Below are 24,262 nucleotides of genomic sequence, written 5' to 3' on the forward strand. Positions count from 1 at the left end.
TTGATCCGCACAGTCGCCGAAACCGGTTCGACGAACGCCGACCTGCTCGATGCAGTGCGCGCAGGCGAGCGCGTCGGCGAAGGCATCTGGTTGGTCGCCGATCGCCAGTCGGCAGGGCGGGGGCGGCAGGGCCGCACCTGGTTCGACGGGTTCGGTAACTTCATGGGTTCGACGGTCGTAAGACCGGGTCCGCACGACCCGCCCGCGCCGACGTTGGCACTGCTCGCCGGACTTGCGCTTTACGAAGCCGTTGCCCCGCTGCTGGCGGACCCGAGTTCCCTTTCGCTGAAATGGCCGAACGACCTCCTAGTCGGCCGGGCCAAGCTCGCGGGAATTCTCCTCGAGCGAGAGGGCGATGCGGTGATCGTGGGGATCGGTGTCAATCTGGCGCGAGCGCCCGATGTCGAAGGGCGCGACACGATCGCGCTGTCGGCGTTCGGACCGGCTCCCGATCGCGACTCGTTTGCTCAAGCTCTGTCCGCGTCGTTCGACCGGGAACTGGATCGTTGGCGAACGGTCGGGATCGAACCACTTCTGCGACGCTGGCAGGCAGCATCGCATCCTCCCGGATCGCCGCTGTCTATCCACGAACCGGGCGGAAACATGGTTTCCGGCACCTTCGCGGGACTTGCGGAGGACGGTTCGCTCCTGCTGCGCTTGGAAGACGGGACAACCCGGCCTATCCACGCCGGCGACGTCATGCTGGGTTGAAGGAAATCGCGATGCTGCTCGCTGCCGATGTCGGCAATACCAACGTGGTCTTCGCCCTGTTCGAGGGCCGCGAGATCAAGGCGCGCTGGCGCATCGCAACCGATCCACGCCGGACCGGAGACGAATACGCAGTCTGGCTGCTCCAGTTGCTCGAGATCGAGGGCGTGCGCCGTGAAGACGTGACCCAGCTCATCGTCGGATCGGTGGTGCCCCGCGCGATCCACAACCTGACGGTGCTGGCCGAGAAGTATTTCGGCATGACCCCGCTGATCGCGGGCGAAGGGGCGGCCGACTGGGGCATTTCGGTCGATGTCGACCAGCCGCGTTCACTCGGCGCGGACCGCGCGCTCAACACGATTGCGGCGCACGAAAAGTACGAGGGCGATCTGATCGTGGTCGATTTCGGGACGGCGACCACGTTCGACGCGGTCGATTTCACCGGAGCCTATAAGGGCGGCATCATCTGCCCGGGCCTCAACCTCTCGCTCGACGCGCTGGTCGGTAACACGGCAAAGCTCCCGCGCATCGCGATCGAGGCGCCCCGCACCGATAGCGTCATCGGCACCAATACCGAGGACCAGATGCTGATCGGGGTATTTTGGGGCTATGTCGCGATGATGGAAGGATTGATCGCGCGGATGCGCGCAGAGATCGGCCGCCCGGCGCGGGTCGTCGCCACCGGAGGTCTCGCCATCCTGTTCGACGCGCATACCGATATCTTCGATGCCGTCGATGCCGACCTGACGCTGGATGGCCTCGCGATTCTGGCCGAGCGCGCTGCAGCGAAGGCGACAACAATATGACGCCGGATTTCACCCCCGAAGACGAACTTCTGTTCCTGGCGCTTGGCGGCTCGGGCGAGATCGGGATGAACGTCAATCTCTATGGCTGTCAGGGCCGCTGGCTGATGGTCGACCTGGGCATGACCTTCAGCGGCAACGAATATCCCGGAGTCGACCTCGTCTTCGCGGACCTCGAATTCATCGAGGAGCGCGCCAGCGCGCTGGACGGGATCGTGCTCACGCACGCGCACGAGGATCACATCGGCGCCGTGCCGTACTTCGCTGCCGACCTTGGCGTGCCGCTCTACGCGACGCCGTTCACGGCCGACCTTGTGACGCGCAAACTCGAGGAAGCGGGGATCGCGGACCAGGTGGAACTGGTGATCGTCGACGACCTCGAGCAGTTCCAGCTGGGCCCGTTCGGTATTACCTACGTGCCCCTGGCGCATTCGATCGCCGAGGGTCACGCGCTGTTGATCGATACGCCGCACGGACGCGTCTTCCACACCGGCGACTGGAAGCTGGACGAAGAGCCGATCATCGGCGTCCCGACGACCGAAGAAGAACTGTGCGAGATCGGCGACGAGGGCGTGCTGGCGCTCGTCTGCGATTCGACCAACGTCTTCAATCTGGCCGAAAGCGGTTCGGAAGGCGCGGTGTACCGGGCGCTCCATGAAGAAGTCGCCAAGTGGAGCGGTCGCCGCGTTCTGGTGACCACCTTTGCCAGCAATGTCGCGCGCCTGCACACGCTGGGCGCCGTGGCCGAAGCGAGCGGACGCAAGTTATGCGTTGCAGGTCGCTCGCTGGACCGGATCATCGAGGTGGCGCGGGACAGCGGGTACCTCACGGAGTTCCCCGAGACCGTCGATTTCGACACCGCAATGGGACTGCCGCGTGGCGAAGTGCTGATCATCGCGACCGGCGGGCAGGGCGAGCCTCGCGCCGCATTGGCGCGGATCGCCGAAGAACAGCATCCCATCGAATTGACGGCAGGCGACGTCGTGCTGTTCTCCAGCCGCCAGATTCCGGGCAACGAGATTGCTGTCGGTCGCATCCAGAACCTTCTGGCCCAGCGCGGCATCATGGTGGTGACGGACCGGCAAAGCATGATCCACGTCTCGGGCCATCCGGGTCGGCCGGAGCTCGAAGCGCTTTACGGGTGGCTGAGGCCGCAGATCCTGGTGCCGGTGCACGGGGAAATGCGCCACATGGCCGAACAGGCGCGACTGGGCCTAGAGACCGGTATCCCGCGCGCGGTCGTCCAGAAGAACGGCGACATCGTGCGTCTGGCACCGGGCAAGCCGGGCAAGCTGGCAGAGGTTCGCAACGGTCGGCTGATCCTGGATGGCGACATCATAGCGCCGGCCGACGGCGATGCGATGGTCATGCGCCGCCGGATCGCGCGCGAGGGTGTTGTGATCGTGGTCGTCGGGCCCAAGGGCGGCATTTTCGTGGAAGGTGTCGGGCTTCCGCTGGACGAGGATTACGCGGCATTCGTCGCGGAGGCGGAGGCTGACGTAGCGCAGGCGCTCGGCAAGCTGCGCGGACCCGCCGCGCGCGACAAGGATACTCTGGTCGAGGCGGCACGGCTCGCGGCTCGTCGGGCAGCGGGGCGCTGGTGCGGCAAGCGGCCGCAGGTGCGTGTAATCGTACCGGGAGAGGCAGCGTGAACTGGACCTCGATCGTCGCGATTTACGTGCTGTTCTGGGTCGGCTGCGCATTCGTGCTGCTGCCGTTCGGCGTGAAGACCCACGAGGAACTGGGCATCGAGCGCGTGCCGGGACAGGCGGACAGTGCGCCGGCGAATTTTCAGCCGCGCAAGGTCATGCTCCGCGCGACGGTGCTTGCCGCGGTGCTGACCGCGATTTGGGTAGCCAACTACGTCAATGGCTGGGTGACGCCCGCCACTTTGGGCATCCAGACCGAGGCAGATTGAAAGCTCAGTCGCGCAGGCGCTCGATCGCCTGCGCGAGAGCGACATAGAGCTTGCCCATGTCGCTGCTCAACAAGGTCACGCCGATCGCGTGCCCGTCTCGCGTGGATAGCATCGTGCGCAACATCCCCTCGAAATCGTGAATGTAGCGGTTCACGTGTTCGCGGAAATCACCATTCGCGTCGTATAGCTCCGCGACATCGCGCGCTTCCGCCGGCTCCAGCAGCCGCACCGCTCGGCGGGTGAAGATGCCCCGGTCCCCGCGCAAATAGCTTGCCCAAGCGGTATCGGTGACCTCGATAGACAAGGCGCGGGCGATATCGATTGCGTTCGAGTTGAGACTTTCGGTTATCAGCGCGACCCGGCGGGAGAAATCGCCGTCGACCTGTTCTTCGGCCCGCTCGCGCGCAGCGGCCACACGCATTTCGAGATTGGACGTCAACTCGCTCACCTTGCCGAGCTGGTCGCGCAGTTGGACGGCTGCTTCGCGGCCAGCACCTGCAGCCTGGGCTGCGGTCGTCTCGATCTCGGCCAGAGCAGTGCCCACCCGTTCGCGCAGAACGCGATCGACCGCTTCGTCGGTTTCGCTCGCGATCCGGCCCGCCAATGCGACGATCCGCCCGCTCGCCTCGTCGTCGATCGCGGAAACGGCCGAGCGCGCAGCCTGCTCGAGAGTTGCGATGGCGGAGCTGAGCGAGCCTTGGGTCAAAGCCGCTGCCTGTTCACTGTCGCGTGCCAGCATGGCCAACTGCTCTCGCAAGGCGGCAAGTCGAACGGCTTCGGCATCCGAACCCCGAGCCACCTTGCCCTGAAGTTCCGCCAAGCCCTCCAGCGCCGCGGTGCTGTTCCGTTGCGCAGCGATAACATATTCCGACACTTCGCGGCTCTTCTCGCCTGCGCCGTTTAGCATCAGGCCGAGCGCTTCTCCGCGCTCCCCTAGAGCTGCGAGGCGTGATTCGGCCTCTCCAAGCGCTACGGGCAGATCGTTGGCGCTGTGCTGGGCGCTCGCGCGGATCAGCTCGAGCAGGCGGACGCTGGCGTCGGTCAACTGGGCTACCGACCGGTCGGTATCGCCCAATGCTTCCCGGCTCTTGCCGAGGCGCTCGCTCAGTGAATCGATCGCCGCGGCCAGCACCATCTCGGCATGGCGGCCCTGCTCTGCGGCAATGGTCATCTCGCGCGTCAGTTCGCCAAGGCGGCCGGCAATCGTCTGGCTACGCTCGATGATCGACTGCGCGTGGATTTCGTCATCCACCTTGCGAACGGCCAATTCTGTGTCGAAATCGGAGAGCAGGGCGTTGATCTGTTCGAGATGTTCCTGGGCGAGCGCAGCGGCTTCAGCCCGACGCTTTTCGATCTCGGACACGAACTTCGCGTGCGAATCGGTAAGCTTCATGTCGACGAGGGCTGCTTCCTCGCCGATGGTCGCCAGGCGTTGCTGAGCGCCGGTCTTGGCAAGGGTGTCCACTCCTTCCACGTGCCGGATCGCAGCCTCCAGGTCGCGCTTGAGGGTCTCGATACGCTCCTGCCAGGCCTCGACAGCCTCGCGCTCGGCGTTTCCGAGGCTGCTCGATACCGTGTCCGCACCCTCGCGCACGGACGAGATGCGGGCCTGAAGCGATCGCAGGAGTTCTTCCTCGCCCCGCTCCAGGGCATCGGCGGCTGCTGCGATCTCGTCGCGCAGGCGATCAGCTCGGTGACGCATCGCGGCCAGAGCCTCAACTTCCCGGCCGTCCAGTTCGGCCCGGAATTCCTCACTCTTGTCGCGCAGTGCGGCAAAGCGGGTCACGGCGATCTCGTCGAGCTGCACGGCCTGCGCTTCGAATCCCGCGATGGCGGCATCGACGCGCGCACGAAGCGAAGCAACCTGACGTTCGCTGGCCTGGCCGAATTCGTTGAGGCGCGTGAAACCGAGCACGAGGCCGTCAAGCTGGCCGTGAGCCGTGTTCCCTGCCGCACCGATCTGGTTCGACACGTCGCGCGCGGCGTTCGCGATCACGGGCAAGTCGTCGCGCAGCTTTTCCATGTTGTCCAACGCGGTGCGGCTGACTCCTGCGATCGCATCCACCTGCGCGCCATTGGTCTGAACGAGCGCCTGGAGCCTGTCGGCATGTTCGGAAATGCGCTGCGTAGCCACTCGGCCGAGCGTTTCGAGTTCGCGGCTCTGCGCCGCCAGAAATTCACGCGCGAGGCTGAGCTCCCGGTTCACCACCGACAGGCGGGACTCGAGCGCTGCCGACTCGTTGCGCAGGACGATGGCGGCGTCGCTGAACCGCCCTGCTTCCCGCGTACTCAAACGAAGCGCCAGAAGGACAAGTGCGATCACGAGCAGGACCGGGACCGCCCACTGAACTACCATCTGGGTTCCAGCCTGCGGAGAAATGCCCGGACCCAGGACCGAGCTGTGGGCCCAGGCGAAAAAGCCGGTCCAGCCGGCGACCGCTGCGATGGCCATAAGCGGCACGAGGCGACCTGACGGCTGCGGGGAAGGGGTGTCCTCCCAAGCTTCCTCAACGGGTCCTTCGATATGCGCGCTTTCTACCCAATTCTCGTCGAGGGTCAGCGGTTCGCCACCATTGCCTGCGACTTCGCCGGGCGCATCGGCGCCGCTTCCGGGGCCGATCGCCCGGATGTTTGTTCCCCCACTCATGAAGCGGAAACTACACGATTCTCTTCATGATCAACAGAGTCTTAATCATCCGAGGGTTACTGCGTCGGCGATGGCATGCGAGTTCGGGACATTCGATGCGACGCTTGCGGCGGCTGCGGGCGAGGATCCGGCGCTGCATGCCGAACTTCGCGCCGCTTTCCAGGAAAGCCTCGATCATCACCTCGATTTGCTGAAACGCGCGCGTTGCGATGGCAACTGGACCGTCGCAGCGCAGCGATTGAAGGGCCTCGCTGCGGGCTTCCACGCCGATGAACTGATCGCTCTGGCAACCGAAGCGATCGAAGGCGCACCAGGCGATCCTTCGGTGGTGCGGCGTATCGAGCGATTGCGCGACCGCTTCGTCGGCAGGTGACGCCGCAGCACTAGTCAATCCGATCCCGCCCCACTACGCACGGTCGCTTCGAAGATCGGCAGGGAGATTGCGCGTGCGGGTCGCGCTGATGGCACTGACGGACGATCAAGGACAGCAAGTAAAGCTTGGGGGCAGACCGGTGGCTTGGCACCAGGTGCAGGCTGCTTTGGCTCTCGGTTGCGAGCGCGTCGTTTGTCTGTCGGAATCGCCCGGTTCCACGCTCGCCGCGATCCAGCGAGAAGTGGAAGGCCGGGGTGTGAAGTTCAGCGCGGTTGCCAATAGCCGTGCGCTTTCCGGGCTGATCAACACCGCCGATACGCTATTTGTCTTCGCTCCGGGTATTCTGCCTGACAGCGAATGGTTGGCGCAGGCACTGGGCGCGAGGGCAGGAATTGCGTGCTTGCCCGCCGCAGGAGCGGTGGAGCGCGGTTTCGAACGCATCGATCGTGATCGCGCGTGGGGCGGCGTTCTCTCGACGCGCGGGGACGCTGTCGAGGCATTGTCGTTGCTGCCCGCGGATGCCGACCCCATTGCCGGATTGTTGCGGGTCGCGCTGCAGCGCGGTGCGCGCTGTGTCGAAATCCCGGCGCTGTGGCTCGACGATGGCCGGTGGGCGCTCCTCGGAGACCCCGCGGCAGCGCGCCGTGTCGAAACGGGCTGGCAATCCAGGTACATGCCGGCGCCTTCGCTTGGCTGGCCGGGCGAGTATCTCTCGCACAAGCTGGCGATGCTGGGACTTCCCCGACTGGCGGAAAATCCCGCCATTGCGCCGGGCTTCGCGGTAGCTGGCGTCGCCCTTGCGGCTGGAGGGGGTGTCGCCGGCTATAGCGGCATGACGGTTGCGGGCCTCGCCATGATCGCGATCGGCGCCCTGGTCAGTTCATTCGGTCATCGGCTGAGAAGTCTGGCCCGGGCCGGAGCGGGGGAAAAAGCCGGAACCCTTTTGCCGATGGTTCGAGACGCAGTGGTCGATCTTTCGTTGGTGGCGGTTGCCGCCAGCCCGCAACAATTTGCCGGGTGGCACGCGCCGTTCGCGGCGCTGGTGCTCGTTGCAGCCATGCGTCTCTCGCAAGAGGAAGCGGCTCCGCGTTTCCTGCGTCCCGTCGGTGATCGCATCCTCGCCGTTTCGGTGGTAGCCATTGCCGCTGCGGCCGGCCTTTTTCTCCCAGCGGTGGCGGGTATCGCCTTGGGAGGACTTGCAGCACGGATTTTCTGGCCCGCATCGACTAAGCTAACGCAGGTTTAACCACACGCAATTATGGCGGGTTCATGAGCGATGCGGTGATGACCCAGTCCAGCGAAGTGCCGGCCGAAGAAGCGCTGCGTACCGGTCTCGTCGATGGGGACCGGGCGATCGGTTCGATCGGACCGGTCCTCGGGCATCTACTTGCCAGCCGTCAGCATTCGCTCTTCAGCGACGAAATCCTGAGCCGCGTCCGCGGAATGGTATCCGATCTGGCGCGGCAACTCGTGATTGCAGAGGATATCGGGGCAAGTCGGCAAGAAGATCAGCGGTCGAGGGAAGTGGACCTCGCTTCCCTGATCGATAAGCTCATGGCCGATGCAAGGCTCGTGTCCCACTGTCATGCGCTGGCGATCGAGGGTCAGCTTTGCAATCGGCTGGAGCGAGATTCGGCGATCGACCCTGTACTCTCGCCGCTGATCCAGTCGCTTATCGCGTCGGACGACACCGCAACTGCATCGACAGCAATGGCTGCGCTCGCTTCGCAGGCAAGGTTCCTGCAATCGCAAAGGCGGATGGAGCTTCCCGTCTCAGAGCTGCCGGCCGACCTGTTCGATCAAATTCTGCAGGCGCGCTCCGACGAGACTGCCACCGAAACCGCAAGTCTGTCGCAGGCGACCATCGAGCGCTTGCGCGGCGCGTACGATGAAAGCGCAACGCGCCTCGCACTGCTTTCACGCCTCGTTGCCGGAATGGGAGCGGGGGCGCGTGCCGCGCTGTCGATCAGGCACGCGGGTCTTGGTTTGTTTCTCAGCGCCTTGTCCATCGCCAGCCGCTACGATCGCAACCTGGCAGTCATCGCTTCAACCGATCGTCAGTCGGCCCGCCTTGCTCTTTCGCTCCGTGCTGTCGGATTGAAGGCGCAAGAGATCGAAGAGCAGTTCCTCCATTTGCATCCCGAAGCTTCGCTTCCCGCCAACCTTGATAGCCTTTCCGCAGACCGCGCGTCGGCATTGCTGGCCGTGTCGGGCCGGACGACGGTTGTCTGACATGGGCCTGCCGAAGCCGGTCCTTGCGCGCGCCATAACCGATGCGGACGATCGGCTGATCGAGGCCGACGAGCCACTTGCGGGTCTGCACCGTCGGTGTGGCGGAGAATTACCCGGAACGGTCGCGGTGCCCGCGCTGCTCGAACTTGTTCGCAAGTCCCGGCGAATGGGCCTGCGCCTCGCACGGACGATCGAAGCGCTCGATGGGGACGACACAGTTCGTGCATGGGTAGAGATCGACCCTGTCCGCGAAGGAGGGGATGGGGGGTGTTCGATCGCGGTGGGTGCTTGGTCATCCAGTCCACGACCGACCCCTTCCGAAGACGAGGCCGCCGATCTCAGGATCGCGGTCGACCGTGCGGTCGCCGAACTGACGGCCCGGTTGGCGCCGGATCAAGGGATCCTGGCTGTGGAGTCGTCTGCACCGGACCTGCAGGCGCTGGTCCGCAAGATGCGCGAAAACCCGGGCTCAACCTGGACTCAGTTCGTCGAATTGCCCGAACTGGCGCATCGCCAGCCACTCCATTGGCGGCTGCTCGACGGGACGCAATGCGTGATTCCAGGGTCCACGCGGAATTGGACGGTCACCCTGATCCCTCTCGGGCGACCCGATCCCGGAAGCACTGGCTTCGAGCTTCTGCTTGTCGCGGACTCGCCGTTGCCTCCCCAACATCTGACTCAATCATCCGACGAGGCACCGTCGACGCCTTCGTTCGGACGCGAACTGACGCCTATTCTGCGTCAACCGGTCGCGCGGATTATCGCCAACGCCGAAACCATCAGTTCGCGGCTCGCGGGACCTTTGGCCGAAGAATATAGCGCCTACGCCGCCGATATTGCCGCAGCAGGGCAACACTTGCTTTCGTTGATCGAAGATCTGTCGGATCTCGAAGTCGTCGAAGCGGAAAACTTCCGCACCGCGCCCGACCGTATAGACCTTGCAGACGTGGCGCGGCGCGCCATCGGCATACTGGGCGTTAGGGCGCGGGAGCGCGGAACCAGCTTGCACCTCGCTCCGAGCGACGACGTCGTCCCGGCGATCGGAGAGTTTCGCCGCGTGTTGCAAATCATGCTCAACCTGATCGGCAATGCGATCGCGTATGCGCCCGCCGGGTCCAGCATCGTCATCGCGGTCGCCAACCAGGGTTCGGCCGCGATTGCGACAGTCGCCGACGAAGGATCAGGCATTCCGGCCGACAAACTGGACAGCGTTTTCGACAAGTTCGAGCGCCTTGGCCGCGGCGGGGATGGCGGATCGGGCCTCGGCCTGTACATCTCGCGTCGCCTCGCTCGCGCAATGGGCGGCGACCTGACCGTCAGCAATGTGACTGGAAGCGGCGCCCGGTTTACACTGGAACTGCCGACCGCCGATTGATCAACGGCGGCGGCTACCCCAGCGAAACAGCAGTATTCCGATGACGACCGTGATCAGGCCGTAAAGCGCCCACTGCCGCTCGGCGAGCATGAAGCTTTCGGCCGGCCACATCACGAGACCGAGACCCTGCAGCGCCCACAGGCCGCCCGACAGGACCAGTGCAACCCCGAAAACCTGGGCGAGCAGGCGCACCGCGCGCATTAGCGCTTGTCCACCGGCACGTAATCGCGCTCAGTCGGCCCGGTGTAGAGTTGGCGCGGGCGCCCGATCACCTGGCCGGGATCGGAAATCATCTCGTTCCATTGCGCGACCCAGCCGACAGTGCGAGCAAGGGCGAAGAGCGCGGTGAACATCGTCGTCGGGAATCCGATCGCCGAGAGAATGACGCCTGAATAGAAATCGACGTTGGGGAACAGCTTCTTCTCGATGAAGTAGTCGTCCTTGAGCGCCAGTTCCTCGAGCCGAAGCGCGGTTTCGAATAGCGGATCGTTGACCTTCAGTGCATCGAACACCTCGCGCACGGTCTTCTGCATCACGGTCGCGCGGGGATCGTAGTTCTTGTAGACCCGGTGGCCGAAGCCCATCAGGCGGAAGGGATCGTTCTTGTCCTTCGCGCGCTCGATGTAGTGCGGGATCTTGTCGGGAGTGCCGATCTCGCGGAGCATGTTCAGCGCCGCCTCGTTGGCTCCCCCGTGGGCAGGCCCCCAAAGGCATGCGATGCCCGCAGCGATGCAAGCGAAAGGATTCGCGCCCGAGGACCCTGCGAGACGCACGGTCGAGGTGGAGGCGTTCTGCTCGTGGTCGGCATGGAGGATGAAAATGCGGTCCATCGCCCGCTCTACCGCCGGCACGACCTCGTAAGGCTCGGCCGGAACGCCGAACGTCATGCGGAGGAAGTTGCCGGTGTAGCTCAGCGAATTGTCGGGATAGAGGAACGGCTGCCCCACCGAATACTTGAAGGCCATCGCTGCGATCGTCGGCATCTTGGCGATTAAGCGATGGCTAGCGATCTTGCGCTGCTCGGGGTCGGAAATGTCGGTGCTGTCATGATAAAAGGCGCTCAACGCACCCACGACGCCGCACATGATGGCCATCGGGTGCGCGTCACGACGGAAACCGCGGTAGAACGTGGCGAGCTGCTCGTGCAGCATAGTGTGGCGGCTGATCGTATACGTGAAATCGTCGAGCTCGTCCTTGGACGGCAGTTCGCCGTTCAGCAGTAGGTAGCTGACTTCCATGAAGCTGGAATGTTCGGCCAATTGGCCGATGGGGTAGCCTCGGTGCAGAAGCACGCCTTCATCGCCATCGATGTAGGTCAGTGCACTTTCGCAACTGGCGGTCGATTTGTAACCCGGATCGTAGGTGAAAGCGCCCGTTTGACCGTACAGCTTGCGGATATCGATCACATCGGGACCGACGCTGCCTGCGAGGACCGGCAGGTCGATGCTCTTGTTGTCGTAAGTGAGCGTCGCCGCTTTGTCCGCCATGTCGGGTCTCCTTAGATTGTGGGGTCCGCGTCGGCCGATGACGTCTGCGCGTCAAGCCGCGCAAGAGCCTCATCGCGGCCGAGCAGGGCCAGGACATCGAATATGCCGGGGGACGTCGTAGTCCCCGTCAGCGCAGCGCGCATCGGCTGCGCCAGCTTGCCGAGGCCCAGCCCCTGTTCCTCGGCGAATGACTTGAGATTGGCCTCGAGCGCCTCCACGGTCCAGTCGCTTTGACTGTGCAGGCGAGCAGAAATTTTTTCCAGTAGACCTCGGGCCTCGTCGGTCAGGAGGGCGGACGCCTTTTCGTCCATCGAAAGCGGACGCACCTTGAACAGGAATGCCGCTCCTTCAGCGAGTTCGTGAAGATCCTTCGCACGCAGTTTCAGCTGCGGCATGGCTTCGGCAAGCAAGCTCTTATCCGCATTTGAACCGATCAGCGGGGCGACAAGACCTGCCAGTCGCGCATCGTCGGCTTCACGGATATAGTGTCCATTGAGGTTCAGAAGCTTCTTGATATCGAAACGGCTCGGGCTTCTCCCCACGCCCGACAGATCGAAGAGCTCAATCGCCTCTTCCCGGCTGATTTCCTCGCGGTCACCGTGGCCCCAGCCAAGACGCAACAGATAGTTGAAAACCGCCTCTGGAAGCAGGCCCATTTCGTCGCGGTAGGCATCGACGCCCACCGCTCCGTGTCGCTTGGAAAGCTTTGCGCCGTCAGCACCCAGGATCATGGGAACGTGGGCATAGACCGGAACCGGCCAATCCATCGCCCTGAGGATGACGATCTGCCGAAAGGCGTTGTTGAGGTGGTCGTCGCCGCGGATCACGTGCGTCACACCCATGTCGTGATCGTCGACCACGACCGCGAGCATGTAGGTCGGCGTGCCGTCGGAGCGAAGCAGTACGAAATCGTCCAGTTCGCTGTTCGCGACTGTGACGGACCCCTGTACCTGATCGTCGATCGTGGTTTCGCCTTCGCGCGGTGCCTTGATGCGCACGACGTACGGTGCGTCGGCGGGCCAGGTCGCCGGGTCCGCGTCGCGCCACTCGCTGTCGATGCGAAAAGTGCGCCGCTCGGCCTGCGCCCGTGCGCGGCGATCCGCCAGTTCTTCGGCGGTCAGATAGCAGCGGTAGGCCGCGCCCTTTTCAAGCAGTTCGTGCGCCACTGCTGCGTGACGGTCCGATCTTGCGAATTGGAAGGTAGGAGCCTCGTCGCCCTCCAGACCCAGCCATCCCAGACCGTCGAAAATGGCTTCGATGGCAGGCTCGGTCGATCGGGCGCGGTCGGTGTCCTCGATGCGAAGCAGGTACTTGCCGCCATGATGGCGCGCGTAAAGCCAGTTGAACAGGGCAGTCCGCGCACCTCCGATGTGGAGGAATCCGGTGGGCGAGGGAGCAAAGCGGGTGACGACACCTGCGCTATCGCTTGCCATCCGAATTATCGTCCTTATCCAATGGTTTCATGGCGACCCGTACAGTGCCGCTAGTGCCCCTGGAAGACGAGCTCGGGGAGGGCGACCGCGCGGTCGATGCTGCACTGCAGCGGCCTTGGCGGAAGGCGGGCGCCTTGTCCAGAGGGCCGGAGTTGGCCGAGCGGTTTCTGGAAAGTGCCTCGTTCGATCGGGCGCCCTGGCTGACCGTGGCGTTCGCCTGCGGCATCGCCGCGTGGTTCGTCTTGCCGAACCCGATTACGTGGATCTTGTGGCTCGGCGGTTGGCTCATGGCAGCGATAGGAGCCATCGCCATCTGGCGCGGCGATGAGGGCAGGAGTTACCTCCTGCGAGCGGCGGTGGCTGTCAGTTTGCTCGCTGCATTCGGTACGGCGCTAATCTGGACGCGCTCGGAGGTCGTCGGCGCAGTGCCTCTGGACCGGCCGCAAGTCGTCTGGATCGAGGGTCGCGTTCTGGCGCGTGAGGATCGCCCGGCAGAGAACCGGGTGCGCCTTACGCTCGCCTATCGGGATGCCGATGCCGGGATGGCGCGCAAGGTGCGCGTAAATGTCGATCCCGCTCGGCTCGGGCCCGGAACCGACGAGAGCGCACTCGTGCGCTTACGGGCCAGATTGATGCCGCCCGGTTCGCCGATGGTCCCGGGGGCCTATGATTTTGCCCGCACGGCGTGGTTTGCGGGGCTTTCCGCCACCGGCAGTGTCATCGGCGACGTCGAGACCCTCGAGTCGGCCCGCCAAGGCGGAACGATCGCGCGGGCGCAGCGATCATTGTCGGCGCACGTCCACGCTCGATTGGACGGAGCGCCCGGCGCTATCGCCTCCGCTTTCGCCAGCGGTGACCGCGGGGGAATCTCGTCGGCCGACGAAGAGGCTATGCGCGATTCCGGCCTCACCCATCTGCTGTCGATCAGCGGGGTTCACGTCAGCGCGGTCATCGCGGCCGCGTATCTGCTCGCCACCCGGTTGCTGGCGTTGTGGCCGTGGCTGGTCCTGAGGGTTCGGCTGCCGCTGGTCGGCGCGGCGGTGGCCGCTGCTACGGGGGTGGGATATACCTTGTTGACGGGGGCCGAGGTGCCGACGGTGCGAAGCTGCATCGGTTCGCTGTTGGTGCTCATCGCCCTCGCGCTGGGCCGCGAACCGCTTTCGATGCGGATGGTCGCAACCGCGGCATTCGCAGTCCTGCTGGTCTGGCCCGAGGCTGTCGTCGGCCCCAGCTTCCAGATGAGCTTCGCCGCCGTGACTGCGATTGTCGCACTGTACGAAGCGGGGCCGGTTCGCACGTTCCTCGCCCCGCGCGAGGAAAGCTGGTTGGCGCGCCTGGGGAGACGCGGCGCGATGCTGCTTTTGACAGGAATCGTGATCGAACTCGCGCTGATGCCGATCGTGTTGTTCCACTTCCATCGCGCCGGTTTCTACGGTGCGCTTGCCAACGTCGTCGCCATTCCGCTGGTGACGTTCGTTTCCATGCCGCTCATCGCGCTCGCACTTTTCCTCGATCTTGCCGGAGCCGGCGCGCCGGCGTGGTGGTTGGCCGGCCAATCGCTCGAATTGCTGCTCGGCATCGCTCATTTCACCGCGGATCAGCCCGGCGCGGTCAAGTTGATGCCGCAGATGGGTTGGGGCACGTTTGCCCTGTTCGTCGCTGGCGGGGCGTGGCTGGCGCTCTGGCACGGCAAGATGCGACTGTTGGGATTTGCGCCTGCGGTCGTCGCTGCAGGTCTGCTTTTGACTACACCGACGCCCGATGTCCTCGTCAGCGGTGACGGCCGACACGTGGGTATCGTGGGTGAGGGCCCACGGTTATTGGTCTTGCGCGAGGGGCGAAGCGAATTCGCGCGCGACAACCTGCTGGAACTGGCCGGGCTCGAAGGCGATCCCGTGTCGCTGGAGCGTTGGCCGGGCGCCGAATGCAGCAAGGATTTCTGTTCTCTCGTGGTCGAGCGCGGCGGGCATCCTTGGACGCTCCTCCTGGCACGGAGCCGATCGCGGATCGAGGAGCGTGCGCTTGCCGCAGCGTGCGAGCGGAGCGACGTGGTTATTGCGGATCGCTTCCTGCCGCGCAGCTGTCGCCCGCGCTGGCTCAAGGCCGATCGGAGCTATCTTCAAGAGAGCGGCGGCCTTGCCCTCGATCTGTCGAAGCAGCGAGTGAACGCGGTTGCCGATACGCAGGGTGCGCATCCGTGGTGGACCGGGCGGGGGCGTTAGGCGATCAGTCCCAACCCCCCCGATACCGCGAAACTCAATGATAGCGTCGCAGAAGCCCCGCGAGTTTGCCCTGAACCTTCACTTCGTTCGCGCGGTAGAGCTGGGGTTCGTACGCGCCGTTTGCCGGGTCAAGACGGATCATGCCGTCCTGGCGACGGAGATACTTTAGGGTCGCCTCCTCGTCGCGGACCAGCGCGACTACGATCTCGCCATCCCTGGCCACGTCCGTTCGCTTCACGAGCGCGAAATCGCCGTCGAAAATCCCCGCTTCGATCATGGAATCGCCCGAGACTTCGAGCGCATAATGCTCGCCTGGCCCCAGCAGTGCGGCGGGGACGGGAAGCGTGCTTTGCCCTTCGAGCGCCTCGATCGGCATGCCTGCTGCGATCCGGCCGTGCAGCGGAAGCTCCACCACATCGTTGGCGGGCTCTCGACGAGCCACCGCCGGAGCACGAAGGGGAACGACGTTGTCACCGGTACGGGCGTCGGCAGTCCGTGCGCGCGGCGCAGCAACCGAATCCTCGGGCTGACGGATCACCTCGAGTGCGCGGGCCCGATTGGGCAGGCGCCGAATGAAGCCGCGCTCCTCAAGTGCGGAGATCAGCCGGTGAACGCCCGACTTGCTCTTGAGGTCGATCGCCTCCTTCATTTCCTCGAAGGACGGGGAAATGCCGCTATCCTCGAGCCGCACGGTGATGAACTGGAGGAGCTCTCGCTGCTTGGCCGTAAGCATCGGACCGTTTCCCTGACAAGCGTTCCAATTCGGGAACGAACGCGGAACAATTAGGAAACTTGGGCCTTCCCGTCAACCCGCTTCCGCATCAGGCGAAGCGCGCCAGCGCATCAGGCGAAGCGCGCCAGTCGCCCGACTTGCCACCGGTCTTCGCTATCAACCGAACGCCTTCGATGACCATCCCCTTGTCGAGCGCCTTGGCCATGTCGTAGATCGTCAACAGCGCGATGGAAGTCGCTGTCATCGCTTCCATTTCCACGCCCGTTCGCCCGGTGAGCGAAGCAGTCGCGTGCACCTCAATCCCCGCGTCGACGAATGCGAAGTCCACCGTGACCGCATCGAGCGACAGCGGATGGCAGAGCGGGATAAGTTCGGCGGTCTTCTTCGCCGCCATGATCCCCGCGATTCGCGCCGCCGCCAGAACGTCGCCCTTGGGGCCGCTGCCATCGCGGATGGCCGAAAGAGCCGCGCCATTCATCCGGATCGAACCGGCAGCAACCGCCGTTCGCGCTGTCTCCGCCTTTGTGCCGACATCGACCATCCGCGCCGCGCCCGTCTCATCGAGGTGCGAAAGCCCCGTCACGAACCGAGTAACGCGCGCGTTGCGCCCTCGACATCGTCCTGTCGCATGAGGCTTTCGCCGACGAGAAAAGTTCGCACCCCGGACCGCGCCAGGCGGTCGCAATCCGCCAGGCTGTTGATCCCGCTCTCGCCCACCAGGATCGATCCTTCCGGGGCAAGGGGGGCGAGTCGCTCGGTTGTCGCGAGGTCGGTGCGAAAGGTCTTGAGATCGCGGTTGTTGACCCCGATCAGGCGCGAACGAAGCCGGCTTGCACGCTCCAGCTCGGCTTCGTCGTGCACCTCGACGAGCACATCCATGCCTCTGTCGAGCGCGGCCGCCTCGATCTCGGCCATCACGCCGTCGTCGAGGGCCGCGACGATAATCAGGATCGCATCGGCCCCGATCGCGCGGGCTTCGGCGACCTGCCAGGGATCGATCATGAAATCCTTGCGCAACACGGGCAGCGAACAGGCACGCCGGGCGTCCGCGAGATAGTCTTCATGGCCCTGGAAATAGGGCGCATCGGTCAAGACCGACAAGCACGCCGCGCCGCCGCGCTCATAAGCCACCGCGTGCTCGGCAGGACGAAAGTCGGCTCGGATCAATCCCTTGGACGGCGAAGCTTTCTTGATTTCTGCGATGAGCGCATAGCCGCCGACGGCCTTTCGCTCGAGTGCTGCGCGGAAGCCCCGCGGTGCCGATTGTTCGGCCGCGGCCCGGTCGAGATCGCCTACCGTCGCAAACGCCTTTCGAGCGGCGACCTCTTCGCGCTTCGTCGCGCAGATTTCTTCGAGCTTGTTCATCGGGCCAGGTCGATCCAGCGTGCCAGGAGCGCTTCGGCCGCACCGGAATCCAGTGCTTCGGCGGCCAGCACGGCTCCTTCGGCATAATCGGCGGCACTGCCGGCGATCATCAGCGCGGCGCCCGCGTTGAACAGCACCGCGTCGCGATAGGGTCCCGGCGCGCCCATGAGCAGCGCCTTCAGCGCCTTGGCGTTATGTGCCGCGTCGCCGCCGCGGATAGCCTCGATCGGGGCGGTCGGGAGCCCTGCGTCCGCGGCGCGAGCACGGCGCATCTCCCATTCGTGGCCGCGCACTTCGGCAACCTCGTTACCGCCGGCGAGGCTCAGTTCGTCCAGCCCCTCGTCGCCCGAGACGATCAGCGTCCGTTCACTGCCCAGGCGAGCCTTCGCTTCGGCGTAGATCGGCACATAGGCCGGGCGCGCGATGCCGATCAGTTGGCGCGTCACGCCCGCCGGGTTCGACAGCGGCCCCATCAGGTTGAAGATCGTGCGACGACCGAGCCGCTGACGGATGGGCTGAATGCGGCCCATCGCCGGATGGTGGTTCTTCGCGAAGAGGAAGCAGATGCCGATGTCGGCAAGGGTCTTTTCGGCAGTCCGCCCTGCGGCTTCCATGTCGAGACCCAGCGCTTCGAGCGTATCGGCTGCACCGGCCTTGCTGCTCGCGGCCCGGTTGCCGTGCTTGGCGACCGGCACGCCCGCCGCGGCAACCACCAGGCTGACGGCGGTCGATACGTTGAGGGTATGGTGACCGTCGCCGCCGGTCCCGCAAACGTCGATCGCGCACTCGGGGGCATCGACCGGGATCAGGCGGGCACGCAAAGCCCGTGCAGCGCCCGCGATCTCGTCGGCGGTCTCTCCACGGTCGGACAAGTCGCACAGGAAGCGCGCGATTTCCTCGTCGCTCGTGTCGCCGTCGAGGATGGCGCCGAATACCTTTTCGGCGGTTGCCTCGTCCAGATGGGGCTCGGCCTCTGGGAGAACCTTCATGCAGTAATCGCCGCTTCGATGCCGCAGATCGCGAGAAAATTGGCCAGCAGGTCGTGGCCGTGTTCCGTCGCGATGCTCTCGGGATGGAACTGCACACCGTGGATCGGCAGTTCGCCGTGGCGGAAGCCCATGACGTGCGCATCGTCGGCCGTGGCATTGACGACCAAGGTATCGGGAACGCCCTCGACCACGAGCGAGTGATAGCGGGTCGCGACGAATGGCGAGGGCAGTCCGGCGAACACGCCCGTGCCATCGTGGCTAACCGGCGAGGTCTTGCCGTGCATCAGGCCGCCCCGAACCACGCGTCCGCCGAAATACTGCCCGATCGCCTGGTGGCCTAGGCACACGCCCAACAACGGGCGACCCGCATCGGCGCAGGCGGCGACGAGATCCAGGCTGATCCCCGCTTCGTTCGGCGTGCAAGGGCCGGGACTGATCAGGAACCCCTTTGCGTTGGTGCGTAACGCCTCCGCCGCGCTCAACGCGTCGTTGCGTTCCACACGCACATCCGCGCCCAGTTCCATCAGGTAATGGACCAGGTTGAAGGTGAAGCTGTCGTAGTTGTCGACGACGAGAATCATCTTGCGACCGTAGCAAAGCGGTCGGTCGCGCGCACCAGCCCGTCCGTGATCCCGGGCTCGGTGAACAGGTGACCGCCATCGGGGACGATCTGCAAGTCGACTTCCGGCCACGCCTTTTGCAGTGCCCAAGCGGCAGCGGGCGGCGTGCAGCAATCATGTCGACCCTGTACGATTACGCCCGGAATACCGCGCAACCGATCGGCATCGCGCAGAAGCTGGCCGTCATCGAGCCAGCACTTGTGGCGAAAGTAATGCGTTTCGATCCGTGCCGTCGCGACCGCATTGTCGCCTTCGGCCATGTGATCGATAGTGTCGTCCTCGGGCAGAAGGGTCACGGTCACGCCTTCCCAGCGGTTCCAAGCGCGTGCTGCCGCGCGGCGCACAGCAGGGTCGGGGTCGTCGAGCAGGTCGATATATGTCTGCAGCAGGTCGCCGTCGCTGCGTTCCCGCGCGTGAGCGACGAACGCCTCCCACTCCTCGGGGTAGAGCTCGCTTGCTCCATAGGCGTACAGCCAGTCGAGTTCGCTTTGCCCGCACAGGAATATACCGCGCAGGATGAGTTCGCTGACGCGCTCCGGGTGGGTCTGGGCGTATGACAGGGCCAGGGTCGAACCCCAGCTACCGCCGAACACCTGCCACTTCTCGTGACCGCACATAATGCGCAACCGCTCGATATCGGCGACGATGTCCCAGGTCGTATTCGCCTCGAGACTGGCGAAAGGGGTCGAGCGTCCGCAACCGCGCTGGTCGAACAGCAGCACGTCGTAGCACGTAGGATCCCACTGGCGGCGATGATTGGCGCTGCAGCCGGCGCCGGGTCCGCCATGGAGCATCACCGCGGGCTTTGCACCCGGAGTGCCGACACGCTCCCAGTAAAGCGAATGCCCATCGCCGACGTCGAGCATGCCGTTCTCGTAAGGCTCGATCTCGGGATACAGCGTGCGGCGATCGGTCACCGGGTCTTCTCCTGAACCACTATCATGGGTCCGATGGGCGCGCGTGCATCCATGCGATCGCGCGCCGGGTCCCACAGCGCGGAGACCGAGCCATCGAGATACAGCGCCTCGGGCGTCTTCAGAACGTCGCGGAAATACCGGGCCAGCTTGCCGAAGCTGACCGGTCCTTCGCTGATCACGAAGTGGGCGCGGCCATTGCCATCGACACCGACACCATTGCGGATCGTCCTGCTGGGGCCATCCTCGGTGATCTCGGGATGCAGCTTGCCGCCGACGAGCAGCATCGGCCCGCTCTGGGTGCCGAACTGCGGCCGATCGCCGATCTGGGAATAGAAGGCGTCGGCAGCCATGACGCGCCACTTTCCTCCGGTCCCGAAGAAGACGCCGTTTGGCTTCATGTGGAAGTTGCCGGCACCGTCGTTGCGGTTGAGCTCCTTCAGACGCTCGCCATCCTTGACGTAATAGCCGATCGGTTTGCCGTCGCCGTCGAACATCCCGCCGTTCATGGCAAAGGCGACGCGCTTCGCATCGTCGGGAGCAGCATTCGCGTAAGCCTCGAACCCGCGGTGCGGTGGGCTACCGAGCATGGTGGTGATCGCGTGATCGGCCGGGTCCGCGGTGCAGTGCGTGAACTGCGAACCGTCGAAGGTCACGGTCTCGCACGCGGAATCGATATCGGGGGTCGGGCTGGGCGAGGGCGCGGCGGCCACCTCCGCGTCCGGGTTCTCGAGGTCGATCCGCGTGACCGGGTCGCCGCCGGCTTGCGGACTGCAGGCGGATACCAGCGCGACGAACGGAAGCAGCAGCCGCTTCACTGGCCGAATCCTGGAGCGATGGCTTGGCGCGCGGCTTCCCGAGCGGCGGCAATCAAGGCCCCTGCCTTCGCTTCGCATTCACGCTGTTCGTAGGCCGGATCGCTGTCGGCGACGATGCCGGCGCCGGCCTGTACGTGCATGACACCGTCCTTCACCACCGCGGTCCGCAGGACGATGCACGAATCGAGCGTGCCGTCGGGCGCGAAATAGCCGACGCCGCCGGCATAAGGCCCGCGCGCATCGGGTTCGAGCTCGGCGATGATCTCGCACGCGCGAATCTTGGGAGCGCCGCTGACGGTGCCGGCGGGGAAACCGGCGAAGAGCGCATCGAGAGCGGACTTTTCGGGATCGAGCGCCCCCACCACGTTACTGACGATGTGCATGACGTGGCTGTATCGCTCGATCGTGAAGCTGTCTGTGACCTCGACCGACCCGCTCGCGGCGACGCGGCCCACGTCGTTCCGGCCAAGGTCGAGGAGCATGAGGTGTTCGGCCCGCTCTTTCGCGTCGGCGAGCAAGCTTGCCTCCGCTTCCCGGTCCGCTTCCGGGGTGGCACCACGAGGGCGAGTTCCGGCGATGGGCCGGATGGTGACTTCGCCGTTGCGCACCCGGACGAGGATTTCGGGGCTGGAACCCACCACGGCAAATCCGGGCAGGTCGAGAAAATAGAGAAACGGACTCGGATTCACGCGGCGAAGCGAGCGATAGAGCGCGAGCGGCGGAAGCGGAAACGGGCACGTGAAGCGCTGCGACAGGACGACCTGAAACACGTCGCCGGCCTCGATGTACTCCTTGGCGCGTGCGACCATTGCGGCAAACCGATCTGCCGGCATCGTCGATGTGAGCGCCATGTCGGGCAAGGCTTCCGCGCGTGTCGCCAACGGCGGTGGCGCGGCGAGACGGCGCAAGGTTTCGTCGATGCGGTCCGATGCGGCTTCGATGCCCGCCTTGGGGCTCGCACCGCCCGGCCAGATCGGGGCGATGCATACCAGTTCGTCGGTCAGACGGTCGAACACGAGCAGGACGGTCGGACGCGCGAAGAACATGTCGGGAAGGCCGAGGCCTGCTCCCGCCGCACGGGGCAGTTTTTCCACGAGGCCGATGGTTTCGTAGCCGAAGTAGCCGACCAGGAATGATAGCGCGGGCGGCAGTCCTGCCGGCACCTCGATCCGGCAATTGTCGACCAGATCGCGCAGTTCGGCGAGCGCGTTGCCCGGCAGGTCTTCGAACCGTTCGCGGTCGGCCTGCCACCGGGCGTTGATGGCCGCTTTTGCACCCTCGGCCCGGAAAACGAGGTCCGGGTCGAGACCGAGCATCGAATAGCGCCCGCGCACTTCGCCGCCCTCGACCGATTCGAGCAGGAAGTCGCCCCGGCCCGGCTCGATCAGCTTGAGCGCGGCACCCACAGGGGTCTCGGTATCGGCGACGACACGCCGCCATACGAGCGCCGGCCGACCGTCGGCCAGCGCCGCGCGAGCCGCGTCGGCGTTCTCGAGAGCCGCGTCGCTCAGCGCGCTATCCCTCAGTTGGCGCCGGAGCCGGTGAGCTGCCTGCGCACCGCCGCGACGGCTTCGGCGTTGCGCTCGATCCCCGCTTCCTTGCGGATCGCGGTGCGCATGGCGTCGCCATATTCACGCCCAAGAACTTCGCCGAGGCTGGCGGTCGCCTGAGCCAGCACCGGATCATTGGGCGCGATGCGACCCGGTTCGATCGTATCGACGGCGACGACGAACCAACCGGCATCGGACGGCGCTTCGAGCCGCTTCACGCTGTTCTTCGCCATCGAGAACAGCAGCGCGAGCGGCGGGGGCACCCGCTGGCCTTGCTGCACCAGCTCGCCGCGTGTCATGTTGACCGCATCGGGAGCGGGCAGGGTGACGTTCTCCGCGGCCAGCGCGGCGGCGAGCGTCTGGCCCTTCGCCACTCGCGCAACGATCCGGTCAGCAGCAGCCTTGGCCGCCTTCTGTCCGGCATCCCTGCGCCAACCGGCAATCGCGTCCTCACGGATTTCCGAAAGCGGCGCGGCGGCGGACTGGGTGATCCGGGCGGTCTCGAAGACGAGGTACTGGTCGCTGTCCGGGATCGCGGTGATCTGCGGTTCGCCCTCTTCCATCTCGAACGCCGCGGCCAAGGCGGGTGCCAGAACGGCAGGAACGGTCTCGTTCGCCTCGCCATAAACACGCCCGTCCGCGACGATCGGCCGCGTCGTCTGGACTTCGGTGCGGAGCGACGAGGCTATATCGCCAAGCCCGCTGCCCTCGTCGATCTGCTGCTCCACTTCGGCCGCCAGATCGGCGAGGCCGTTGGTCCGCTTAGCTTCGCGCAGCGAAGTGACGATCTCGGCGCGCGCCTGGTCCAGCGAACGAGCGGGGGTGCGCGTCACGCTGTCGACCCGCACGACGTAGAAACCCAGACCGCCGCGTGCGGGAGTCGCGATCGTTCCCTGCGAAGCACCGAACGCAGCCGCAGCGACTGCCTGCGAAGTCGCCCCGGCAAAAGCGGTACGGTCCACCGCCTCGACCTTGGTCGGCTGAAGGCCCGCCTCGCGCGCCGCCGCGTCGAGCGCTGCGCCGCCGCGCGCCGCGATGGCGTCGGCTGCGGCCTTGGTCGGTACGATCACCTGCGTGAACGACCGCAATTCGCGCGCCGCATACTTGGTTGCGCGGTCCTTCTCGTATTGTGCAGCCACCTCGGCGGCCGTCGGCTCGATGTTGCCGAGCGCCTCGGGCCCGAACACGGCATAGCGCAGCACGCGGCGCTCCGGCCGAATGTAGTCGCCGCGGTTGGCGTTGTAATACGCGGTGAGCTGCGCGGCGGTCGGCGTGCCCTGCGGAGCGAAAGCACTGCTGGGGATGGTCGCCACCGCACCCTCGCGCCGCTCCCTGGTCAAAGCGGCGTATCGCGCCGCTACCTTGGTGGGCATCTTTGCGCCGAAGGAACCGGGCACCAGCACCTGCTGGGCGATCAGTCCGTCGGCCAGATCGCGGCGAACCGTCGAATCCGTCAACTTGAGCTGCGCGAGAGCTGCCTGATACGCGGACTCGCTGAACTGGCCACCCGGACCAGCGAAGGCGGGGATCCGCCGGATTTCGCTGTTGATGAGATTGGTACCGACCAGAATGCCGTTCTCGTTGGCCCACCAGCTTATCGCGCGGCGGTCGAGCAACTGGTCCAGCACGTCGTTGAGCCCGCCCTGGGCAGCGAACGCTTCCATCGAGATGGTCGGGTTCTGCTGGCGGAGCTGATCTACGGCCACTGTGGCGGCTTGGCTGAATTCGGCCACGCCGATCTTGTCGTCGCCGACGACGGCGACGGTTTCATCGCCTCCGATTCCGCCCAAGCTGCCGGTGCTGGCCACGTCGCCGACCGCGAAGGCGACACCGATCAAGCCGACGAACCCGATCGTCAGGCCAAGGCCGATCTTGGACTTGAAGACGTTACGAAAAGACTGGAGCATGAGATTCCGAATGTTCCTGGAGACAGGTGGGCGTGCAGCGCACGCTGCTTGCGAGGGGCTTTAGAAGCCATGCGGCCTTGCCGCAACAGGTCGCACTTCGATTTGCGGTTCTCCCCAACAAGGGTCTTTGCGCGGACCGCCGTTGGTGGCTATGGCCCGCCGCCAGTC

General features: G+C 65.3%; 22 protein-coding genes. 9 read left to right on the plus strand and 13 right to left on the minus strand.

What is annotated here, in order from left to right; translation table 11 throughout:
- From AR323_RS04045 to AR323_RS04060, 4 genes are read left to right on the plus strand one after another with little or no spacing between them, the layout of a single operon-like run.
- On the plus strand, positions 1-711 hold the full coding sequence (locus tag AR323_RS04045; protein ID WP_057882695.1) for a biotin--[acetyl-CoA-carboxylase] ligase: 711 nt from the start codon (positions 1-3) through the stop codon (positions 709-711).
- An 11-nt stretch (positions 712-722) separates the two neighbouring features.
- Positions 723-1,514, plus strand: a complete 792-nt coding sequence (locus AR323_RS04050) for a type III pantothenate kinase (protein WP_057883156.1) — start codon at positions 723-725, stop codon at positions 1,512-1,514.
- Positions 1,511-3,163 carry a ribonuclease J gene (locus tag AR323_RS04055; protein WP_057882696.1) on the plus strand — a complete coding sequence of 551 codons (1,653 nt, stop codon included), beginning with the start codon at positions 1,511-1,513 and terminating at the stop codon, positions 3,161-3,163. The genes AR323_RS04050 and AR323_RS04055 overlap by 4 nt, the downstream gene beginning before the upstream one ends.
- Positions 3,160-3,429: a DUF1467 family protein gene (locus AR323_RS04060; RefSeq protein ID WP_057882697.1), complete on the plus strand. Its 270-nt coding sequence runs from the start codon at positions 3,160-3,162 to the stop codon at positions 3,427-3,429. Before AR323_RS04055 ends, AR323_RS04060 begins: the two co-directional genes overlap by 4 nt.
- A 4-nt stretch (positions 3,430-3,433) precedes the next feature.
- Here AR323_RS04060 and AR323_RS04065 read toward each other — a convergent pair whose 3' ends face one another.
- Positions 3,434-6,076 (minus strand): coiled-coil domain-containing protein, encoded by a 2,643-nt coding sequence (locus AR323_RS04065; protein ID WP_057882698.1) that lies wholly within the window; start codon positions 6,074-6,076, stop codon positions 3,434-3,436.
- A gap of 70 nt (positions 6,077-6,146) precedes the next feature.
- Between AR323_RS04065 and AR323_RS04070 the strand changes: the two genes are divergently transcribed.
- The 4 genes from AR323_RS04070 (at position 6,147) to AR323_RS04085 (ending at position 10,056) form a co-directional block, all read left to right on the plus strand.
- On the plus strand, positions 6,147-6,449 hold the full coding sequence (locus AR323_RS04070; RefSeq protein ID WP_057882699.1) for a hypothetical protein: 303 nt from the start codon (positions 6,147-6,149) through the stop codon (positions 6,447-6,449).
- Between the two features lie 88 nt (positions 6,450-6,537).
- Positions 6,538-7,695 (plus strand): hypothetical protein, encoded by a 1,158-nt coding sequence (locus tag AR323_RS04075; RefSeq protein WP_152980296.1) that lies wholly within the window; start codon positions 6,538-6,540, stop codon positions 7,693-7,695.
- Positions 7,696-7,718: 23 nt separating this feature from the next.
- Entirely contained in the window at positions 7,719-8,681 is a 963-nt protein-coding gene (locus AR323_RS04080) for a hypothetical protein (RefSeq protein ID WP_057882701.1), read from the plus strand.
- A 1-nt stretch (position 8,682) separates the two neighbouring features.
- Positions 8,683-10,056, plus strand: coding sequence for a sensor histidine kinase (locus tag AR323_RS04085; RefSeq protein ID WP_057882702.1), 1,374 nt, complete (start codon positions 8,683-8,685; stop codon positions 10,054-10,056).
- Here the strand turns inward: AR323_RS04085 and AR323_RS04090 are convergent, their stop codons facing one another.
- Genes AR323_RS04090 through gltX form a run of 3 tightly spaced genes read right to left on the minus strand, consistent with a single transcriptional unit; the run spans position 10,057 to position 12,976 of the window.
- Positions 10,057-10,257 (minus strand): hypothetical protein, encoded by a 201-nt coding sequence (locus AR323_RS04090; RefSeq protein WP_057882703.1) that lies wholly within the window; start codon positions 10,255-10,257, stop codon positions 10,057-10,059.
- Positions 10,257-11,543, minus strand: a complete 1,287-nt coding sequence (locus AR323_RS04095; protein WP_057882704.1) for a citrate synthase — start codon at positions 11,541-11,543, stop codon at positions 10,257-10,259. The genes AR323_RS04090 and AR323_RS04095 overlap by 1 nt, the downstream gene beginning before the upstream one ends.
- Before the next feature lie 11 nt (positions 11,544-11,554).
- The gene (gltX, locus tag AR323_RS04100) at positions 11,555-12,976 is read right to left on the minus strand and encodes a glutamate--tRNA ligase (protein WP_057882705.1); all 1,422 of its coding nucleotides are present in this window, start codon (positions 12,974-12,976) and stop codon (positions 11,555-11,557) included.
- A gap of 29 nt (positions 12,977-13,005) precedes the next feature.
- Here gltX and AR323_RS04105 point away from each other — a divergent pair, with 29 nt between their 5' ends.
- Positions 13,006-15,198: a ComEC/Rec2 family competence protein gene (locus AR323_RS04105; RefSeq protein ID WP_083495237.1), complete on the plus strand. Its 2,193-nt coding sequence runs from the start codon at positions 13,006-13,008 to the stop codon at positions 15,196-15,198.
- A 34-nt stretch (positions 15,199-15,232) separates the two neighbouring features.
- Here the strand turns inward: AR323_RS04105 and lexA are convergent, their stop codons facing one another.
- The 9 genes from lexA to AR323_RS04150 all read right to left on the minus strand — a co-directional run bounded on the left by lexA (position 15,233) and on the right by AR323_RS04150 (position 24,094).
- On the minus strand, positions 15,233-15,931 hold the full coding sequence (gene lexA / locus AR323_RS04110) for a transcriptional repressor LexA (RefSeq protein WP_057882706.1): 699 nt from the start codon (positions 15,929-15,931) through the stop codon (positions 15,233-15,235).
- An 88-nt stretch (positions 15,932-16,019) separates the two neighbouring features.
- A complete protein-coding gene (moaC, locus tag AR323_RS04115; protein WP_057882707.1) occupies positions 16,020-16,514 on the minus strand; it encodes a cyclic pyranopterin monophosphate synthase MoaC in 495 nt (164 codons plus the stop codon).
- Positions 16,511-17,296 carry an indole-3-glycerol phosphate synthase TrpC gene (trpC, locus tag AR323_RS04120; protein WP_057882708.1) on the minus strand — a complete coding sequence of 262 codons (786 nt, stop codon included), beginning with the start codon at positions 17,294-17,296 and terminating at the stop codon, positions 16,511-16,513. The genes moaC and trpC overlap by 4 nt, the downstream gene beginning before the upstream one ends.
- Positions 17,293-18,285: an anthranilate phosphoribosyltransferase gene (gene trpD, locus AR323_RS04125; RefSeq protein WP_057882709.1), complete on the minus strand. Its 993-nt coding sequence runs from the start codon at positions 18,283-18,285 to the stop codon at positions 17,293-17,295. The genes trpC and trpD overlap by 4 nt, the downstream gene beginning before the upstream one ends.
- Entirely contained in the window at positions 18,282-18,866 is a 585-nt protein-coding gene (locus AR323_RS04130; RefSeq protein ID WP_057882710.1) for an anthranilate synthase component II, read from the minus strand. The genes trpD and AR323_RS04130 overlap by 4 nt, the downstream gene beginning before the upstream one ends.
- Positions 18,863-19,822: a prolyl aminopeptidase gene (gene pip / locus AR323_RS04135; protein ID WP_057882711.1), complete on the minus strand. Its 960-nt coding sequence runs from the start codon at positions 19,820-19,822 to the stop codon at positions 18,863-18,865. The genes AR323_RS04130 and pip overlap by 4 nt, the downstream gene beginning before the upstream one ends.
- On the minus strand, positions 19,819-20,637 hold the full coding sequence (locus AR323_RS04140; RefSeq protein WP_057882712.1) for a phosphodiester glycosidase family protein: 819 nt from the start codon (positions 20,635-20,637) through the stop codon (positions 19,819-19,821). The genes pip and AR323_RS04140 overlap by 4 nt, the downstream gene beginning before the upstream one ends.
- Positions 20,634-22,148, minus strand: a complete 1,515-nt coding sequence (gene trpE / locus AR323_RS04145) for an anthranilate synthase component I (protein ID WP_057882713.1) — start codon at positions 22,146-22,148, stop codon at positions 20,634-20,636. The genes AR323_RS04140 and trpE overlap by 4 nt, the downstream gene beginning before the upstream one ends.
- 11 nt (positions 22,149-22,159) lie before the next feature.
- Complete coding sequence (locus tag AR323_RS04150) at positions 22,160-24,094, minus strand: peptidylprolyl isomerase (protein WP_057882714.1); 1,935 nt, start codon at positions 24,092-24,094, stop codon at positions 22,160-22,162.
- Between the last annotated feature and the right edge of the window lie 168 nt (positions 24,095-24,262).

Origin of the sequence: Tsuneonella troitsensis (genome assembly GCF_001441535.1) — a bacterium.
Classification (GTDB): Bacteria; Pseudomonadota; Alphaproteobacteria; order Sphingomonadales; family Sphingomonadaceae; genus Tsuneonella; species Tsuneonella troitsensis.